The organism is Streptomyces sp. NPDC044064, assembly GCF_056434245.1.
On record NZ_JBWKFN010000007.1, the window covers coordinates 186,743 to 203,364 of the forward strand.

At 73.1% G+C, this 16,622-nt stretch carries 11 protein-coding genes and 2 pseudogenes; 3 read left to right on the top strand and 10 right to left on the bottom strand.

Annotated features, from left to right (window positions below; translation table 11 throughout):
• Positions 1-2 precede the first annotated feature (2 nt).
• The 6 genes from AC07DS_RS14025 to xylB all read right to left on the bottom strand — a co-directional run bounded on the left by AC07DS_RS14025 (position 3) and on the right by xylB (position 7,614).
• Positions 3-1,310, bottom strand: a complete 1,308-nt coding sequence (locus tag AC07DS_RS14025; RefSeq protein ID WP_479145038.1) for a GAF domain-containing protein — start codon at positions 1,308-1,310, stop codon at positions 3-5.
• A 79-nt stretch (positions 1,311-1,389) separates the two neighbouring features.
• Entirely contained in the window at positions 1,390-1,992 is a 603-nt protein-coding gene (locus tag AC07DS_RS14030; protein WP_479145040.1) for an N-acetylmuramoyl-L-alanine amidase, read from the bottom strand.
• 62 nt (positions 1,993-2,054) lie between these two features.
• Positions 2,055-3,068: an acetamidase/formamidase family protein gene (locus AC07DS_RS14035; protein WP_479145042.1), complete on the bottom strand. Its 1,014-nt coding sequence runs from the start codon at positions 3,066-3,068 to the stop codon at positions 2,055-2,057.
• A 102-nt stretch (positions 3,069-3,170) separates the two neighbouring features.
• Positions 3,171-4,655 carry an APC family permease gene (locus AC07DS_RS14040; protein WP_479145044.1) on the bottom strand — a complete coding sequence of 495 codons (1,485 nt, stop codon included), beginning with the start codon at positions 4,653-4,655 and terminating at the stop codon, positions 3,171-3,173.
• 249 nt (positions 4,656-4,904) lie between these two features.
• Entirely contained in the window at positions 4,905-6,113 is a 1,209-nt protein-coding gene (locus tag AC07DS_RS14045) for an ROK family protein (RefSeq protein WP_479145046.1), read from the bottom strand.
• Between the two features lie 55 nt (positions 6,114-6,168).
• Complete coding sequence (gene xylB / locus AC07DS_RS14050; RefSeq protein ID WP_479145048.1) at positions 6,169-7,614, bottom strand: xylulokinase; 1,446 nt, start codon at positions 7,612-7,614, stop codon at positions 6,169-6,171.
• A gap of 206 nt (positions 7,615-7,820) precedes the next feature.
• Here xylB and xylA point away from each other — a divergent pair, with 206 nt between their 5' ends.
• Positions 7,821-8,987 carry a xylose isomerase gene (xylA, locus tag AC07DS_RS14055; protein WP_479145050.1) on the top strand — a complete coding sequence of 389 codons (1,167 nt, stop codon included), beginning with the start codon at positions 7,821-7,823 and terminating at the stop codon, positions 8,985-8,987.
• Between the two features lie 353 nt (positions 8,988-9,340).
• Positions 9,341-9,613 carry a hypothetical protein gene (locus AC07DS_RS14060; RefSeq protein WP_479145052.1) on the top strand — a complete coding sequence of 91 codons (273 nt, stop codon included), beginning with the start codon at positions 9,341-9,343 and terminating at the stop codon, positions 9,611-9,613.
• A 9-nt stretch (positions 9,614-9,622) separates the two neighbouring features.
• On the opposite strand, the gene AC07DS_RS14065 is transcribed toward AC07DS_RS14060, so the two are convergent.
• The 3 genes and pseudogenes from AC07DS_RS14065 to AC07DS_RS14075 all read right to left on the bottom strand — a co-directional run bounded on the left by AC07DS_RS14065 (position 9,623) and on the right by AC07DS_RS14075 (position 15,226).
• Positions 9,623-10,963 carry an esterase-like activity of phytase family protein gene (locus AC07DS_RS14065; protein ID WP_479145054.1) on the bottom strand — a complete coding sequence of 447 codons (1,341 nt, stop codon included), beginning with the start codon at positions 10,961-10,963 and terminating at the stop codon, positions 9,623-9,625.
• A gap of 130 nt (positions 10,964-11,093) precedes the next feature.
• Positions 11,094-12,376: pseudogene (locus AC07DS_RS14070) on the bottom strand (SWIM zinc finger family protein).
• Positions 12,373-15,226: pseudogene (locus tag AC07DS_RS14075) on the bottom strand (DEAD/DEAH box helicase). The pseudogenes AC07DS_RS14070 and AC07DS_RS14075 overlap by 4 nt, the downstream one beginning before the upstream one ends.
• A gap of 209 nt (positions 15,227-15,435) precedes the next feature.
• On the opposite strand from AC07DS_RS14075, the gene AC07DS_RS14080 reads away from it, so the two are divergent.
• Positions 15,436-15,618, top strand: a complete 183-nt coding sequence (locus AC07DS_RS14080; RefSeq protein WP_145880051.1) for a hypothetical protein — start codon at positions 15,436-15,438, stop codon at positions 15,616-15,618.
• 101 nt (positions 15,619-15,719) lie between these two features.
• On the opposite strand, the gene AC07DS_RS14085 is transcribed toward AC07DS_RS14080, so the two are convergent.
• Positions 15,720-16,562 carry a hypothetical protein gene (locus AC07DS_RS14085; RefSeq protein WP_479145056.1) on the bottom strand — a complete coding sequence of 281 codons (843 nt, stop codon included), beginning with the start codon at positions 16,560-16,562 and terminating at the stop codon, positions 15,720-15,722.
• Positions 16,563-16,622: the final 60 nt, after the last annotated feature.

Consider the following 16,622-nt stretch of genomic DNA (forward strand, 5'->3'; position numbering starts at 1 on the left):
GGCTAGGCGGGCGGACGTTGCAAGTACGTTGCGCCGCCGCTCGGCACCCGTGTCCGGCGGGCCGGCACGGCCAGCTCGGCCTCCAGCGCCGCCAGCCGGGCCCGCACCGGCGCCGACGGCCGTACCGCCGCGAGCGCCCGCCACACCTCCAGGTCGTCCTCACCCCACGGCGCATGCGCCCAGTCCGCGAGCAGATCGGGGTCGCTGTGGGTGATCAGGGCCGCCCGCAGACCGTCGGCGAGGCGGCGCCGGAGCCGCACCACGGCCGGGGCCTGTGAACCCGGCAGCAGCGGGCCGGCGTACGCCTCCACCGCGGACGTCAGCGCACCCGTCTCCAGCCGCCGCTCCACCGTGCCGGCGTCGGACTCGACCGCCGCCGTCAGCCGGTACGGCCGTGAGGCGAGCAGCCCCGGTCCCAACAGCCTCCTCAGCCGGGCGAGTTCCGCGCGCAGCGTCACCGGGGTCACCGACTCGTCCGCGTACAGCGCGCACAGCAGTTCGTCGCCGGTCAGCCCTTCGGGGCGGCGAGCGAGGAGGACCAGGATCTCGCTGTGCCGGCGGCTGAGCCTGATCCGGTGGCCGTCCACCCGGAGCTCGGCCTCGTCACGGCCCAGCGCGCTCAGCATCGCGGTGTCATCGGCACGCCGGGGCGGGGCGAGCAGCGCGAGCTGGGACTCGGCGGCCCGCGCCACCGCCTGCACGAAGCCCAGACTGTGCGGATGCGCCAGCCCGTCGCCACCGGTGATGTCGACGGCGCCGAGGACGCGACCGGTGTGCGGATCGTGCACCGGCGCCGCCGCGCACGTCCACGGCTGCACCCGCCGTATGAAGTGCTCGGCCGCGAAGACCTGCACCGGCCGGTCCAGGGCGACCGCGGTACCCGGCGCGTTGGTGCCGACGGCCGTCTCCGACCAGCGCGCTCCGGGCACGAAGTTCATCCGGTCCGCCAGGCGCCGGGTCGCCGGATGCCCCTCGACCCACAGCAGCCTGCCGTGTGCGTCGCACACCGCCAGCAGATGCTCGCCGTCGGCGGCGAACGTGCCCATCAGCTCCCGGAACAGCGGCATGACCCGGGCCAGCGGGTGCTCGGCCCGATAGACACCGAGGTCCCCGTCGGTCAGCTCCACGCTCGCCGCGCCGTCCGGCCCCACACCGGCTCGCGCGCTGCGCCGCCAGGACTCGGCCACCACGCCCCGCACCGGGCGCGGCACCGTGCCGCCCGTGGTGAACGTCTCGTGCGCCCGGCGCAGCACCCGGACTCGCTCGGCGGGGTCGGCCCCCGGTTCCAGGGCCACCCACGGATCGGTCAACTCACCCTCCCCGGACGGTGAAACGGCTCGGACCATCGTCACGCGCCGTGTTCGTGCGGACAACCGGTTCGACGTCCGCCTACGCGAAATTGACCAGTCTGATGTAGCGGACCCAGTCCCAGTAGGGCCCCGGATCGGTGTGGTCGGTGCCCGGCACCTGATAGTGGCCGATGATGTGCTCCCTGTCCCTGGGGATGCCGTACCTGGCGCAGACGGCTGCCGTCAGCTGCGCGGACTGCTCGTAGAGGGCATCGGTGAAGAAGGCGGGCTGGTCCACCCAGCCCTCGTGCTCGATGCCGATGCTGCGGGTGTTGTAGTCCCAGTTGCCCGCGTGCCAGGCGACGTCGGCCTCGCGCACGCACTGGGCGACGTGCCCGTCGGCCGAGCGGACCACATAGTGCGCGGACACCTTCTTCTGCGGGTTCTGGAAGATGGTCAGCGTGCTCGTGTACGTCTCCTGCGTGACATGGATGATCACACGGTCGACGGTGTAGTCGTCGGGGCGGTCGGACGAGGTGTAGTTGCCGGCGGACGCCGGCTGCCACTCGGCCGGAGGGTAGTCGACGGCTCCCTGCGCACCGGCGCGGGCGTCGGGGAGCAGCGAGTAGGGGACTGCGGCGAGAGCCGCGCCCTTCAGGATCCGTCGCCTGCTGAGCTGCGGTCCGGGCCGGTTCTTGTCCATCGTCGGCTGCCTTTCAGGAACGGGTGTGGGGGGCGTCGCATGCCTGTGGGGCTGATGCGGTGTCAGCGGCCGAGTGTCCGCGCCGTCTCCCGCAGCCGCGCGTGCATGCCGCGGTGGGTCTCCCGGGCGGGCAACCACTCCTTGCGGAGCTTGGCCACGCAGGTGTAGTTGGTGTCGCACACGTTGGCCAACGGCGATTCGACCGCCTGGGTTGCGAACTGATACGCGTCCAGCTCACTGAATCCGTAGTCGCGCACCAGCCATTGCACCAGGTCAAGCTGAGATATCCGGAACGCGTCCTCCAGCGGGCGCGCCGAGCCGGTCGAGATGAGATGCGTGTCCGATTCCAGCCGGGGCCAGGGCGTGGCGACGTCCTTGAGCAGGTCGACGATCACCACGGTGTTCATGGCGCACTCCACGGCGACCCCGCAGGTCTCGCCCTCGCCCTGCCGCGCGTGCCCGTCACCGAGACTGAGCAGCGCGCCCTCGACATTGACTCCCAGGTAGCAGGTGACGCCGGCCCGCATCTCGGGCGTGTCCATGTTCCCGCCGTGCGCGTCCGGGACCAGGGCCGAGCGCACCTCCAGATTGGCGGGGGCCACCCCCACCGTGCCGTGCATCGGGTCGAGAGGCAGCTCCAGCTCGAGGTCGCTGTCCTGCGCGCGGAAGAGGGCGGTGCGCCTGGTGCGGTCGAGCTGCCAGATCCAGACCCGCTCCGGCAGGGGTGGCTGCAGCGTGGCCGTGGTGTGAGTCGACGTGAGCGCGCCGAACAGAGGGACCGTGGTCGAAGCTGCCCAGTCCCGGGCCGGCTCGACGGACACGAAGTGCACGGCCACGGTGTCCCCGGGCTCGGCGCCCTCGATGTGGAAGGGGCCGGTCTGCGGATTCAGGAAGGGAAACTCGCAGACCTCGGAGACCAGGTCCTTCTCCGACCGCACCCGGCCGGCGAAGCAGTCCTCGGTGTAGAGGTCGAGAACCGTTCCGGGCTCGATCCGGGCCACCGGGGGAGCACCGCCGAACGTCCAGGCGTACTCGCCCGGTTCCGGGCGCACGGTCAGGATGCGGGGGTCGGTCATCGCGGCGTCGTTCCTCTCGGTGCGGCGGTCGTGGTGGTGCGGCGGTCATGAGGTGAGAATCGGTCCCGGTCGGCCTCCCGGCGGGGCGGCTCGCCGGTACGGTCAGCGAGGCACTGCTCCGTCCTGCCGGTGGCCGGCCGGGTCGGCTTCCTCGGCGTGCACCCGAGCGGTCTCGGCTATTCGCCCGGGGTGACGCCGTATCAGCACCAGCAGCACCACCACGCCGGTCGCCGTCCAGACGCCGACCACCGGGCCCGCGTACGAGACCGGCGCCGAGAGTTCGGTGACGAAGTCGAACACCGGGATCCCCGCGGCCGTCAGCAGCGCCGGGACGAAGGCGGCGATGCCCAGCAGCGGGAAGAGCAGATGCCTCACCGGCTTGAACGCCTCGCGGCGGCGGCGCAGGAAGTAGCCCGCACACGCGAGGTTCACGACGATGTAGACGCCGACGACGACGGTGACGATCACCGTGGCGAGGAGCAGGAACGCGGTCACCGGGTCGTAGGCGAGGCCGAGTCCCAGTACGGCGCCGACCGCGACGACGGTCTGCACCGCGATGCCCACCACGGGGGAGCGATGCCGGGGATGAAGCGTGGCGAGCACATGGGGCAGGACCCGGATGCGGGCCAGGGCGAAGGCCGTACGGGTCGAGACGTTGGCGCACGCGTTGGCGTTGGCGATCGTCGAGTTGACCACCGCGAGGAACACCAGCACCCAGAAGAGACCGAACGAGGCCCGGGCCACTCCGTCCCAGGAGGCGGTTCCCGACGCGCCGAACCTCGCGAAACGGTCCGGGCCGAAGTAGACGGTCATCGCGTAGGTCGTGGCCACGTAGAACAGACCGATGCCCAGGGCCGCTCCGAGGACCGCGCGGTGCATGGTCCGGCGTGGGTCGCGCGTCTCCTCGGCGAGCGGCGCCGCGGCCTCGAACCCGGCGAACGCGAGGACCGTGTACACGGACCCGGCGAAGACTCCGCCGACCCCGGTGTACCCGTCCGCGGTGTGTGACGTGCCGAAGACCGAGAGGGTGTTGGCGTCGCCCGCCCTGCCCACGAGCCAGACCGCGAACACCAGGAAGACAAGGATTTCGAAGATCCCGAGGACGGTGCCGAAGCGGGCCGAGGCGCGGACGCCGATGTAGCCGGCGACGGCGATCACGGCGGCGCCGGCCACCGACCACGGCCACCACAGGTCCGCCGGATACGAGGACCACTCCTCGTGCAGCGTGCCCGCCGTGGTGAAACCGAGCTGCAGGAGGTGCAGCGGAGGGACCAGCGTCTCCACGAACACGTAACCCCAGCCGACGAGGAAGCCGACGGCGGGGTGCAGTCCGCGCGCCGCGTAGGTGGCCACCGAACCTGCCGCGGGCAGCTCCCGTGCCAGCTCGGCCACGCAGGACGCGGTGAACAGGCAGGCCACCAGGGCGATCAGTACGGCCAGCGGCAGACTGCCGCCGGCGAAGGCGGCGCCCGCGGGGATCGAGGCGGCCACGGCGGCGGCCGGCGCCATCGCCGTGATGCTCTGGAACAGGACCTCGCGCAGCCCGATGGCGTCCCGCCGCAGCGTCCCGGTCGTCTCCGCGTGCATGTCTCCCCCCGATCCGTGTCAGCCGGCTCTCACCCGAGGCGTGTGCATCCCCTCGTCCCGCGAGCGCTCCGCCGGGCGGGCAGGAAGGGCAGCTGCGCCTCGCGTGAATCACGGTACGGCGCGGGGGAGTTGGGCAGAAGGGTGCGACTCGGTTCCGTGGACAACCGGCGGACTGTGGACAACTCGGCCACTCGATCGAGTGAGAGCAGGTCGTCACCCGGCCGTTCGAGCCCAGTCGGCAGCGAGCCGTCAGGGCCGCTCGGCCACCGCCGCCGGATCGTCGAGAACGGCCCGGACGACCGAGTGCGCCGCGCCCAGGAGCGGGCCCTCGGGACCCAGTCCGGACACCGACACCGGGCAGGCCGGTCCCGCCGTACGGCCCGTCAGCTCGGCCTCCAGCGACGGCAGCAGCCAGGGGGAGAGGCCTGCGAGGGCCCCGCCGAGGACGACCGTCTCGGGGTCGAGCAGATTGACCGCACCGGTCAGGGCGACGCCGAGCGCCGTGCCGGCGTCCCGCAGCGCCCGCCGTACGGCCTCGTCGCCCTCTTCGGCCCGTCCCGCGAGCAGGCCGACCAGGTCCTGCTTCGGCTCCAGCCCGGCCGCGCGCAGCACCGCCTCCTCACCGGCGTACTGCTCCAGGCACCCACGCCCGCCGCACGGGCACGAGGGTCCGTCCGGGTGGACGGGCACATGACCCAGCTCGCCCGCGAACCCCTGCGTGCCGCGCAGCACTTGCCCGTCCACGACGATCGCGGCGCCGATGCCGATCTCTGCCGACACGTGCAGAAAGTCGCGAGGGGTGCCGGCGCCGAGCCACAACTCGGCCATAGCACCGAAGTTGGCCTCGTTGTCCACGGTCACGGGCAGGCCGCCGGGCAGCAGCGGGCCGAGGTCCGTGTCGTTCCACTCGAGGTTCGGGGCGCGCACGACCGTACGGCCGTCCCGCGCGACCAGTCCCGGCACGGCGACGGCGAGACCGGCGGGCCACAGCCCCTCCCGCTCCGTCTCGGCCACGACCCGGCGGACCAGCGCCGTCAGCTCCTCGACCACCGGCCCCGGGGTGCGGCCCCGGTTCGCACCGTGCCGCACGGCCCGGGCGCGGACCGCGCCGCGCAGGTCGACCGCGCACACCGCGAGGTGATCGACGCCGATCTCGGCCCCGATGCCGGCGGGACCGTGCCCGCTCACCGCGAGCGCGGATCCGGGGCGGCCCACCCGGCCCGGCCGTTCCGGGCCCAGTTCCTCCAGCAGCCCCCAGCGGATCAGGTCGTCCACGAGCGTCGACACCGCCGCCCGCGTCAGGCCGATGTGCGAGGCGACCGCGGCCCGCGACAGTGGGCCCTGCGCGCTGACGGCGTGCATCACCCGGGCGAGGTTGCGCCGGCGCATGCCCTGCTGGGTGTCCGGCAGAGAACGCCCGGTACCGGGCGGGCGGCCCTCGTGCGGCGATGCGGTCATGCCCTGGTCAATCCTCGGTGTCTGCGGCCGGGCTCAGCCCGGGTGGGGCCTGGGCTCAGCGGGACTCCGGCTCCCGCTCCAGCAGCGGGGCCGCGTCGGAGAGTACCCCGCTGATCCGGGCCAGCGTCGCCTCGTCCCGCTCCACCGCGTCCAGCACCGGGCCCGCGGCCGTGTTCCAGCGGCGGGCCACCGCGCCCGGGTCCTCGCCGGTCAGCAGGCCCGCGGCCTGCGCCGCGGCCCCGAGGGCGACCAGTTCCCCGGCCTCCGGGACCTGGACCGGCCGCCCCGACAGCCGCCGTACCGTCTGCTGCCAGGCTGTGCCCCGGGCTCCGCCGCCGATCAGCATGAGCGGGGTGGTGCGGTCCGCGTCCTGGTCGAGGACCAGGTCGAGCGCGCCGAGCAGCGCGTGCACCGCGCCGTCGTAGGCCGCCTGCAGCAGCTGGCCGGCGGTGGTGTCGTGCCGCAGCCCGTGCAGGAGGCCGGAGGCGTTCGGCAGGTTCGGAGTGCGCTCGCCGTCCAGGTACGGCAGCAGGGTGACGGAGGTGCCGGCCTCGACGGCCTCGCGGTCCAGGCCCAGCAGCGCCGCGACGCGGTCCACGGCGAGGGTGCAGTTCAGGGTGCAGGCCAGTGGCAGCCAGTCGCCGTGCGCGTCCGCGAAGCCCGCCACCGTGCCCGTCGGATCGGCGGGGCGGTGCTTGGAGACGGCGTACACGGTGCCGGACGTCCCGAGGCTCAGCACCGGCGTGCCCGGCCGCAGGCCGAGGCCCAGCGCCGCGGCCGCGTTGTCACCGGTGCCCGGCGCCACCAGGGTGCCCTTGGAGAACGGCAGGTCGTGGTGCTCGCGCACGGTGCCCGCGACCTCGCCGGGCCGCACCACCCGGGGCAGCAGCGCCGGGTCGAGGCCCACGTGCGCCAGCGTCTCCTCGTCGTACGCCCCCGTCCCGGACGCCCACCAGCCGGTGCCGGAGGCGTCCCCGCGGTCCGTCGTGCCCTGTCCGGTCATGCGCTCGGTGAGGTAGTCGTGGGGGAGCCGCACCGCCCTGGTGGCACGGACCGCCTCCGGCTCGTGCTCGGCCAGCCACGCCCACTTCGTGACCGTGAACGACGCTCCGGGCACGCTGCCGGTGCGTTCCGCCCAGCCCTTCGGGCCGCCCAGCTCCTCGACGAGCCTGCGAGCCTGCGGCGCCGAACGGACGTCGTTCCAGAGCAGCGCCGGACGTACCGGTTCGCCCCGCTCGTCCAGGGTGACCAGGCCGTGCTGCTGACCACCCACGGACACCGCGGCCGCCTCGTGCGCGGGCTCGCCGCACTGGCGCAGCGCCTCGCACAGGGCGTTCCACCACTGGCGCGGATCACTCTCCCGGCCCGCACCGGAGGACACGGTGTGCGGCGCCTGGCCGCTCGCTACCACCTCCCCGGTGACCGCGTCGACGACCAGCGCCTTCGTGGACTGGGTGGATGTGTCCACGCCGACGACGAGCGGACCCTCGGCTGCTGACATCGGGTTCTCCTCTTCCGCGGCTGTGCGGGATGTGCTGTGAGCTGGCAAGACTTCTGTCAACGACATCGGTCGACGACACGGGTCGACGACATCGTCGAAGACTCCCTGTCGCCGAAGACACACCTTGTCTCTTCCCAGGGGTGCGTCGGCATACTAATTTGTAAACGGTCATGACGAAATAGTCGAATGCAGCAAGGAGTCGCGGCATGAGCTACCAGCCCACCCCCGAGGACAGGTTCACCTTCGGCCTGTGGACCGTCGGCTGGCAGGGAAGGGACCCGTTCGGCGACGCCACCCGCCGCGCCCTCGACCCGGTCGAGACGGTGCAGCGGCTGGCCGGGCTCGGCGCCCACGGGGTGACCTTCCACGACGACGACCTGATCCCCTTCGGGGCCACCGACGCCGAGCGCGAGTCGCACATCAAGCGCTTCCGCCAGGCCCTGGACGCCACCGGCATGACCGTCCCGATGGCCACCACGAACCTCTTCACGCACCCCGTCTTCAAGGACGGAGCGTTCACCGCCAACGACCGCGACGTCCGCCGCTACGCACTGCGCAAGACGATCCGGAACATCGATCTCGCCGTCGAGCTGGGCGCCGAGACGTACGTCGCCTGGGGCGGCCGTGAGGGCGCCGAGTCCGGCGCCGCCAAGGACGTGCGCGCGGCTCTCGACCGGATGAAGGAGGCGTTCGACCTCCTGGGTGAGTACGTCACCTCCCAGGGCTACGACATCCGCTTCGCCATCGAGCCCAAGCCGAACGAGCCGCGCGGCGACATCCTGCTGCCCACCGTCGGTCACGCGCTGGCCTTCATCGAGCGCCTGGAGCGCCCCGAGCTGTACGGCGTCAACCCCGAGGTGGGGCACGAGCAGATGGCCGGGCTCAACTTCCCGCACGGCATCGCGCAGGCCCTGTGGGCCGGGAAGCTCTTCCACATCGACCTCAACGGGCAGTCGGGCATCAAGTACGACCAGGACCTGCGGTTCGGTGCCGGGGACCTGCGTGCCGCCTTCTGGCTCGTGGACCTCCTGGAGAGCGCCGGTTACGAGGGGCCCCGCCACTTCGACTTCAAGCCGCCGCGGACCGAGGACCTCGACGGCGTGTGGGCGTCGGCGGCCGGCTGCATGCGCAACTACCTCATCCTGAAGGAGCGTTCGGCCGCCTTCCGCGCCGACCCTGAGGTCCGGGACGCGCTGCGCGCCTCCCGCCTGGACCAGCTGGCCCAGCCGACCGCCCCGGACGGCCTGCAGGCCCTGCTCGCCGACCGCACGGCCTTCGAGGACTTCGACGTGGAGGCGGCCGCCGCGCGCGGTATGGCCTTCGAACAGCTCGACCAGCTGGCGATGGACCACCTGCTGGGCGCACGGGGCTGAGTGCGCACACGCGCAGCGAGCCGTCTCCGAGCGGCCCGCACGCGCGCGTGCGTGACGAATTTCGACGCTCCGGTGGGGACCGGCCACCCTCCGCGAGGGGTGCGGCGGAATCATGCGCTCCGTGACATGAGCCGGTATCAGCTTCCGCGCGCGGGTGGCCTCATGACCGTGTGGTGGCGACCCTGGAGGGTATGTCCCTGCCGCCTGTACCTCCCGTCCCGCCCGGACCGCCGGGCGGCACCCCGCCTCCGCCCGGCGGTTTCGGGCCGCCGCAGGGCGGCTTCGGACCGCCCCCTCCGGGCGAGCCGGACCGGTCATGGCCTCCGGAGCCTTCGCGGCGGAGCCGCGGCCCGATGTTCGCCGTCCTGGCCCTCCTGGCGGCCGCCGCGACTGTCCTCGTCGTAGTGCTGATGGCCTCCGGGAAGCACGGCCCGGGGGACGAGAAGGCGCCGAAGGAGAGCGGCACGAGCACCAGCCGCTCGCCCCGGCCCTCCTTCAGCCTTCCCACCGAGCTGCCCAGCCGGCTGCCTTCGCGGCTGCCGACCGAGCTGCCCTCGGGTCTCCCGAGCACACTGCCGAGCGACCTGGAGTCGATCCTGCCCTCGCTCTCCGACGAGCTGCCGTGAAAGCGCCTCTCACAGGCCTTCGGGCAGCCTGACGTACGTCAGGGTCGTCTTGATCCCGCTGTCCACGAGGCGGCCCTGGGCGTCGAACGCGCCCGCTCCGTCGGTCATCCCGAAGTCGTTGTCGTTGATGAGCGCGAGCGTGTCGTGGTCCACGCGCGCGATGCCCTCGATCTTCCCCGGCACACCGCTCACCTTGCCCAGGTCGACGACGAGCCGCTTGCCGAGCACCGGCACGCCTGCCGCGGCCGGGTCGTCCAGCTGCTCCAGCGACGGAGAAGTCGTGTCGTCGTCCCAGGGGCCGCCGAGGATGTCGGCCTTCTGCCCCAGCCTGACCAGCTGCAGCCGGGCCGACTTGTCGGTGCGCTCCTCCACCAGTAGACGGTCACCGCCGACGGCCACCACCGAGGAGATCTTCAGCTCGGAGGTGTCGTCCTCGCCGGGGTCGACGACGTTCACCGGGTCGAAGCGGTAGGCGTACTCCGCGGTGACGGCCTTCTTCCGCGGTGAGAAGCGCAGCAGACGCGTCGTGCGCGAGGCCTCCCCGGCGGCCGTGTCGGGCAGCGAGAGCGGGCTCTGCAGGGCTATCACCAGGTCGCCGCAGGGAAGCTGCGCCAGCCCCTCGAAGCCGCGGTTGATCTTCCGGTGCAGCAGGACGGACGGCAGCCCCTCCACCACCGGGTAGTCGGCGCCGGTGAGGTTCAGTCCCACGGGCACGTATCGAGTGAGCACCTTGCCGCGCGCGGAGACGTGGATGAGCGAGGGTCCGTACTCGTCCACGAGCCAGAAGGATCCGTCCCCGGCCCGCACGATGCCCTCGGTGTCCAGACCGTTCGGGTCGTACGACAGAGGGGTGGCGGCGTCGTAGGTGTACGGCGCCTCGTCGCGGCTCTTCTGGTCGGGCAGCCCGGTGACGGCCTTCCCCGAGGACGTGGTGATCGGGAGCGCGTCGATCACCTTGATCTCGCCCCCGGTCACCCGGATCTTCACGATCGCGGGGTCGAATCCCGGCACCGGGAACGTCCGGCGCTTCTTGCCGTCGACCTTGATCTGGCCGTTGGGGCCGCGATCGGTCACGGTCCAGTACTCGCCCTTGCGGCCGGCCGGGTAGATGTCGCTGCCGATACCCCCGAGGTTCACCCCGTGGTCGTCGCCCACGCTGCCGGGCAGCAGCGCGTTGCTGAACGCGCCGAGGGGGATCTCGCCGAGGGTCGCCGTGCGGATGACACGGGCGTCCCCGGACGGCGCCGCCGTGGCCGTCCCCGCGGCCACGAGGGCGGTGGCCAGGGCCAGGGGCAGGCCCGTGGCGACGGATCGGTGGACACGGCGCCGGCCGGTGGCGTGCAGGGACATCGGGCCTCCTGGGGGCAAGTTCGTTGACTGCGGCCAGATTTGGACCCCAGCAGGAACGTCGCACGACCTCAGGGTGAACGAGCGGCGTCCACCACTCGTCGGATCGCCCTCGCCGGCAACTGACGGACAGTCAAGTACCCATGTTCAACTGGTCCTCCGGGCATTGCCGCGCCGCGGCCAGTGCCGTCGCCGGATCCCGGTCCGCGCCGCCCGCCGGAACCCAGCGCCCGTCCTCCTCGCGGTAGGGCCACCAGCGGCCCTCCTGGCCGAGGCGCAGTTGAACCCCTTCGGCCGGGACGGTCCAGCGGTTGCCGACCGGCCGGAACGACGGCCGCTCGTCGTCCTCCCAGGCCGCCTCCAGGGCCGAACGCGCGCGTGCGAGCGCCGCGCCCGCCACCTGCCACTCCTCGTCGAGCACGGCCAGGGCCGCCGCACCTCCGAAACGCCAGGCACGAACGGCCGTGGCCAGCCCCTCGCCGCCCCGCCCCGACCCCTCGGCTAGCCGGTCCGCGACAGCACCGGGAGCGGCGCCTTCGGCGAGCCGTACGGCGTCCTGAGATGCCGTCAGCCCCAAGGCCGGCTCCCCGCCGGCGCCGAGGCTCTGTCCGAGCATCCGGTGGGTCGCGACGGCCGTTCGCCCGGCCAGGTACTCCAGCGCCACGGGGTCGATCCCGGGCGACGCCTGAGCCGTCCGGCCCCGAAGGACGGCGGTTCGCCGGGGCCCTCCGGGAGACCGGGCAGAGCCGGCAGCGGAGGCAGGATGTCCGCGGCCGCCCAGGCCTCCGCCGCGTCGACGCCCTCCGCCTCCGCGGACTCCTCCTGGGAGGCGGCGGTCCGCAGATGCAACGGCTCCAGGAACGCGCTCCGCGCCCGTCCCCGCATGAGCAGGAGCACGAACGGATCCTCGTCCAGCAGACGCGCCACCTGATGGCACAGGGCGGCGGTGTGCCCGCAGTGGTCCCACGCGTCACAGTCGCACTCCGGTTCCAGATCGCCCGGTCCCGGCAGGAGTTCGATGCCCCTGACCGCCGCGTCCTCGATCAGATGAGAGGGCAGTTCCCCGTCGAGGAGCGCGGCCAGGTGTCCCGCCTGCTCCACGGCCAGGTCCAGAAAACCAACCCACTGTTCTTCGGAAAGCGCCGGCACCAGGACGTCGGCCCGGTGCGCCGCGCCCTTCGGGTCACGGACGACGGCGGTGACCCGGCCCGGCCGTACCGTCACCGAGCCGACGCCGCCCCCGCGCGCGAGTCGACGCCCCGCCTTGACAGCGGCGGAGTCCAGTGCCGCCTCCTCCAGCGCCTCCAGCCAGGCGCGGCCCCACCAGGTCCGCGCGAACCCGCGTCCGCGCGCGGGCGGCAGCGCGGCGAACGTGCGCTCCAGGCCACGGCCGTGCTCATCGGCGTAGTGGTTCATCGTGCCTCCCCGCGCAGTTCCACCAGTGCGGCCAGTTCCGCGTCCGTCAGCTCCGTCAGTGCCGCCTCGCCCGCGCCGAGCACGGCATCCGCCAGGTCCCGCTTGCGCCCCAGCATTTCGGCGATGCGGTCCTCGACGGTCCCCTCGGCGATCAGCCGGTGCACCTGCACCGGGCGGGTCTGCCCGATGCGGTACGCGCGGTCGGTGGCCTGCGCCTCGACCGCCGGGTTCCACCAGCGGTCGTAGTGCACGACGTGCTCGGCCCGTGTGAGGTTCAGGCCCGTTCCCGCGGCCTTCAGCGAGAGCAGGAACACCGGCGCCTCGCCCGCCTGGAAGCGGCGCACCAGCGCCTCACGCTCGACGACAGGGGTGCCGCCGTGCAGGAGCTGCGAGGGCACCCCACGGGCCGTCAGGTGCCGTTCGAGCAGGCGGGCCATCCGCACGTACTGCGTGAAGACCAGGACGCCCGAGTCCTCCGCGATGACGGCGTCGAGCAGTTCGTCGAGCAGCTCCAGCTTCCCCGAGCGTCCCGTGAGCCTCGGGTCGTCCTCCTTGAGGAACTGCGCCGGGTGGTTGCAGATCTGCTTCAGCCCGGTCAGCAGTTTCACGATCAGCCCCCGACGGGCCATGTCGTCGGCGTCCGCGATCTGCTCCAGGGTCTCGCGGACCAGCGCCTCGTACAGACCCGCCTGTTCCTGCGTCAGTGCCACCGGGTGATCGGTCTCGGTCTTCGGCGGCAGCTCCGGGGCGATGCCGGGGTCGGACTTCCGGCGCCGCAGCAGGAACGGCCGTACGAGCCGCGCGAGATGCTCCGCGGCGGCGGGATCCCGGCCGCCCTCGACCGGCAGTGCGTAGCGCGCGCGGAAGGCGCCGAGGCGGCCGAGCAGTCCCGGTGTCGTCCAGTCGAGGATCGCCCACAGTTCGGTGAGGTTGTTCTCCACCGGTGTGCCCGTGAGCGCCACGCGCGCGCGTGCGCCTATGGACCGCAGCGCACGCGCGGTCGCCGCATACGGGTTCTTCACATGCTGCGCCTCGTCGGCGACGACCATGCCCCAGGGCACCTCGGCGAGCCGCTCGGCGTCCAGGCGCATGGTGCCGTAGGTCGTGAGGACGAACTCACCGTCCGCCAGGGAGCCGAGTCCGCGCGCAGGGCCGTGGAACCGGCGCACCGGGACACCGGGCGCGAACTTCTCGATCTCGCGCTGCCAGTTGCCCAGCAGGGAGGCCGGGCAGACGACGAGGGTGGGGCCGGCCGACGAGTTGTCCGCCTGCCGGTGCAGGTGCAGTGCGATCAGCGTGACCGTCTTGCCGAGCCCCATGTCGTCGGCCAGGCAGCAGCCCAGCCCGAGCGCCGTCGTCCGGGCCAGCCAGCCGAGCCCCCCGCAGCTGGTAGTCCCGCAGGGTGGCGGCAAGGGCCGCGGGTGGGGCGACGGGCTGCCCCGCCTCCGGATCCGTGAGCCGCTCCCTCAGCTGCGCGAGCCATCCCGTGGGCCGTACGTCGACCCGGTGGCCGTCGGCCTCGGCCGAGCCCGTCAGGGCGGCGGACAGCGCCTCGACGAGGGCGACGGAGCGGTCCTGCCGGTTGCGGGCGCGGTCCGCCTCCCGCGGGTCGACCAGCACCCATCGGTCGCGTAGCCGCACGAGGGGACGCTTGGCCTCGGCGAGCCCGTCCAGTTCCTCGCGCGACAGCTCGCGTCCGCCCAGCACGAACCACCAGCGCAAGGAGAGCGAGGCGTCTGCCGGCAGGAACGACGGCAGCACCGAAGCCTCGCCGTCCGGCGGGCCGACGGCCGCGTGTGCGGTCAGTTCGCGCGACAGCTCCTTCGGCCAGTGCACGTCGATTCCCGCGGCGGCCAGCGCCCGGGCGCCCTCACCCAGAAGTTCGGCGACCTCCTCGTCCGCGAGGTGCACCACGTCGGGCACGGAGGCGGAGAGCAGCGGTGTCAGCGGTGGCCACGCCCGGGCCGCCCGGCGCAGCGCCAGTAGCGTGTCGGTCCGCGCGCGCGGACCGAACACGGTGTGCGCGGGTCCCGGGCCGGCCCACAGGACGGCGGCGTCCACGACGTCCGCCGCCCCGCTCATGCCGTGCACTTGGAGCACGGCGCGGAACCGCACGGGGGAGTCGTCCTCGCTGACGGCGTCGCGCAGACCGGGCGCTTCCACGCGCAGCGACAGGCGGACGCCGGCGTCGTGGCCCGCGGCGATGTCGTCGGCCCACGCGCGCAGGCCCGGCAGATGCTGCGGCTCCGGTGCTGCGAACGCGGCACCGCCCGTGACGAGTGGTGCGGCCGGGGAGCGGGGGAGCGTGTCGGTGACCGCGTCCAGGAAGGCGCGCAGCAGCCGCTCGGGACCGGGCAGCCGGGGGTGCTCTCCGACGGACAGTGGCACGGCGTGTGCCTCCGGCGGCATGGCCGCGGCGAGTTCGCGGACCAGCTCCGCATCGCCCGCGGACAGCGGACCCACCCGCCAGGCGTCGTGATCGCCGCAGGAGAGACCCGGCAGGAGCAGGCCGCGCGCCAGGAAGTGCAGTGCCAGCAAGCCGGCCGTGCCCCAGAATGCGGCGGCCTGGTGGACCTCCGCCTCCGCACGCGCGCGCGTGAGCACCGGCAGGGCGGCGTGCACCGGCAGCAGCAGGGCGGGCACTCGTACCCGCCCGACGGCCCGGTCCGGCGCGGGCACCACCAGGTCCAGCTCCGAGACGGACCCCTGGGGGACGTCGGGGAGAGCAGTGCCGTCCGGTTGCCAGAAGGCCATCAGGCCGGTGCGGGCGGGGTCGGACGGTAGGAACACCGCGCAACAGCGGGCGAGTTCGGACAGGCCGGAGGATGCTTCCGTGGGAGTCCTCTGCACAGTTCCGCCGTACTCCTCAAATTTGACTACTTGGTCGGAGCCGCCGAGGTTACAGCACGCGGCGAGCCCGCCTCGAAGGCTTACGCTGTGATCTGGACCACTAGGGGGTGCGTCTCAGGGAAGTCTCAGGGTCGAGCTTCGGAACCGCCGGGAGCGCGGGGCCGTTTTCAGAGCAGAGAGCGGCAGTGGCCGCGAAGGAGGCGACGCTCATGTCCAAGAACGCGAAGATCGCCGCAGGGGGTGTGGCGGTCGGTCTCATCCTGCTGATATGGCTGCCCTGGTGGCTGGCGTTCCTCATCGTGGTGGGGGTTCCGGCCGCCGCGTACCTGGCGCTGGACCCCTCGCAGCGGCGCAGGCTCCGCAGGGTCGGACGCAAGGAGCTCGGCCGCTGAGAGACCGGCGAACGGACCAGGTCCGTTCGCCGGGGCGGCCGCGGACGCTCCCGGGGCCGCCGGGGGGCCGTGCCGCCGCGGAGGGAGCGGCCCCCGCGGGGTCAGCTGGGCCGCACGGCCATCTTGTCGAGCGCCTCCAGGAGGCTGGGCAGTTCGGAACCCCTGCCCACCGGCAGGACCTCCCCCGGCTCGTCGTCGAGCAGGACGAACGCGATGTCGTCGGTGCGCGCCACCATCGACCATCCGGGGCCGTCGGCGCGAAGCGTCCGGGCGTTGCCCGGGGCGAACGACGAGCGGACCCGGCCCAGCGGCGGCGGAGAGTCGACGTAGGCACGCGCCTCCGCGAGTACCCGTCGGACGCCCTGGTGGCCGCCCTTCGGCGCGCTCTCCTCGTCGTTCGCCCCGGCCTCCGCCGTCTCTGTCCGCTCACCGGACGAGGGGAGGTAGTCGTCGCCGATCTGCTCCCGCCAGACCGCCCACTGCAGCGCGATCTCGTCGGCGCCCAGACGCCGCTGGGCCGGACCCCAGGAACTGGTGTCCGGCGGGGTCAGGGCAGGCCCCTCCACGACCTCGGGGCCGGGGTCGTGCGGCGCGGGCACACCGGGCGCGGCGACGGCGACCGCCAGGGGCCAGCCCGGCAGGGCCGTCACGACCGTGCGCTCGTCCGGCGACAGCTCGTACTCCATCCCGCAGTCCCAGGACGCGATCGCCACGGCGACCAGCGAGACGTCGTCGATGACGACCGTCCAGCGGGCACCCTCGCCGTCCTGCCCGAGCACCAGGCCGTACCCGTCGGCACGCGGTGCGAGATCAAGCGCCGCACAGGCCTCCGGGTAGTCGTCGCCCAGCACGCTCGGGAACTGTGCCGGCGTCAGCAGCACCGCCGTGAGCACGTACAGCGCCTCGTCCGCGGCTGCGACGGCCTCATTGTCCGTCCCGGCCATCCCTGCCTCCCCAGTGGTTCGTCCATCGGCGCGCACCTTAATGCGAGCAGGAGCCGCTTG

Coding starts and splice junctions, on each gene's coding strand:
- AC07DS_RS14030 (WP_479145040.1), bottom strand. CDS start 1,992: ATGGACAAGAACCGGCCCGGACCGCAGCTCAGCAGGCGACGGATCCTG.
- AC07DS_RS14085 (WP_479145056.1), bottom strand. CDS start 16,562: ATGGCCGGGACGGACAATGAGGCCGTCGCAGCCGCGGACGAGGCGCTG.
- AC07DS_RS14040 (WP_479145044.1), bottom strand. CDS start 4,655: ATGCACGCGGAGACGACCGGGACGCTGCGGCGGGACGCCATCGGGCTG.
- AC07DS_RS14060 (WP_479145052.1), top strand. CDS start 9,341: ATGTTCGCCGTCCTGGCCCTCCTGGCGGCCGCCGCGACTGTCCTCGTC.
- AC07DS_RS14035 (WP_479145042.1), bottom strand. CDS start 3,068: ATGACCGACCCCCGCATCCTGACCGTGCGCCCGGAACCGGGCGAGTAC.
- AC07DS_RS14045 (WP_479145046.1), bottom strand. CDS start 6,113: ATGACCGCATCGCCGCACGAGGGCCGCCCGCCCGGTACCGGGCGTTCT.
- AC07DS_RS14065 (WP_479145054.1), bottom strand. CDS start 10,963: ATGTCCCTGCACGCCACCGGCCGGCGCCGTGTCCACCGATCCGTCGCC.
- xylA (WP_479145050.1), top strand. CDS start 7,821: ATGAGCTACCAGCCCACCCCCGAGGACAGGTTCACCTTCGGCCTGTGG.
- xylB (WP_479145048.1), bottom strand. CDS start 7,614: ATGTCAGCAGCCGAGGGTCCGCTCGTCGTCGGCGTGGACACATCCACC.
- AC07DS_RS14080 (WP_145880051.1), top strand. CDS start 15,436: ATGTCCAAGAACGCGAAGATCGCCGCAGGGGGTGTGGCGGTCGGTCTC.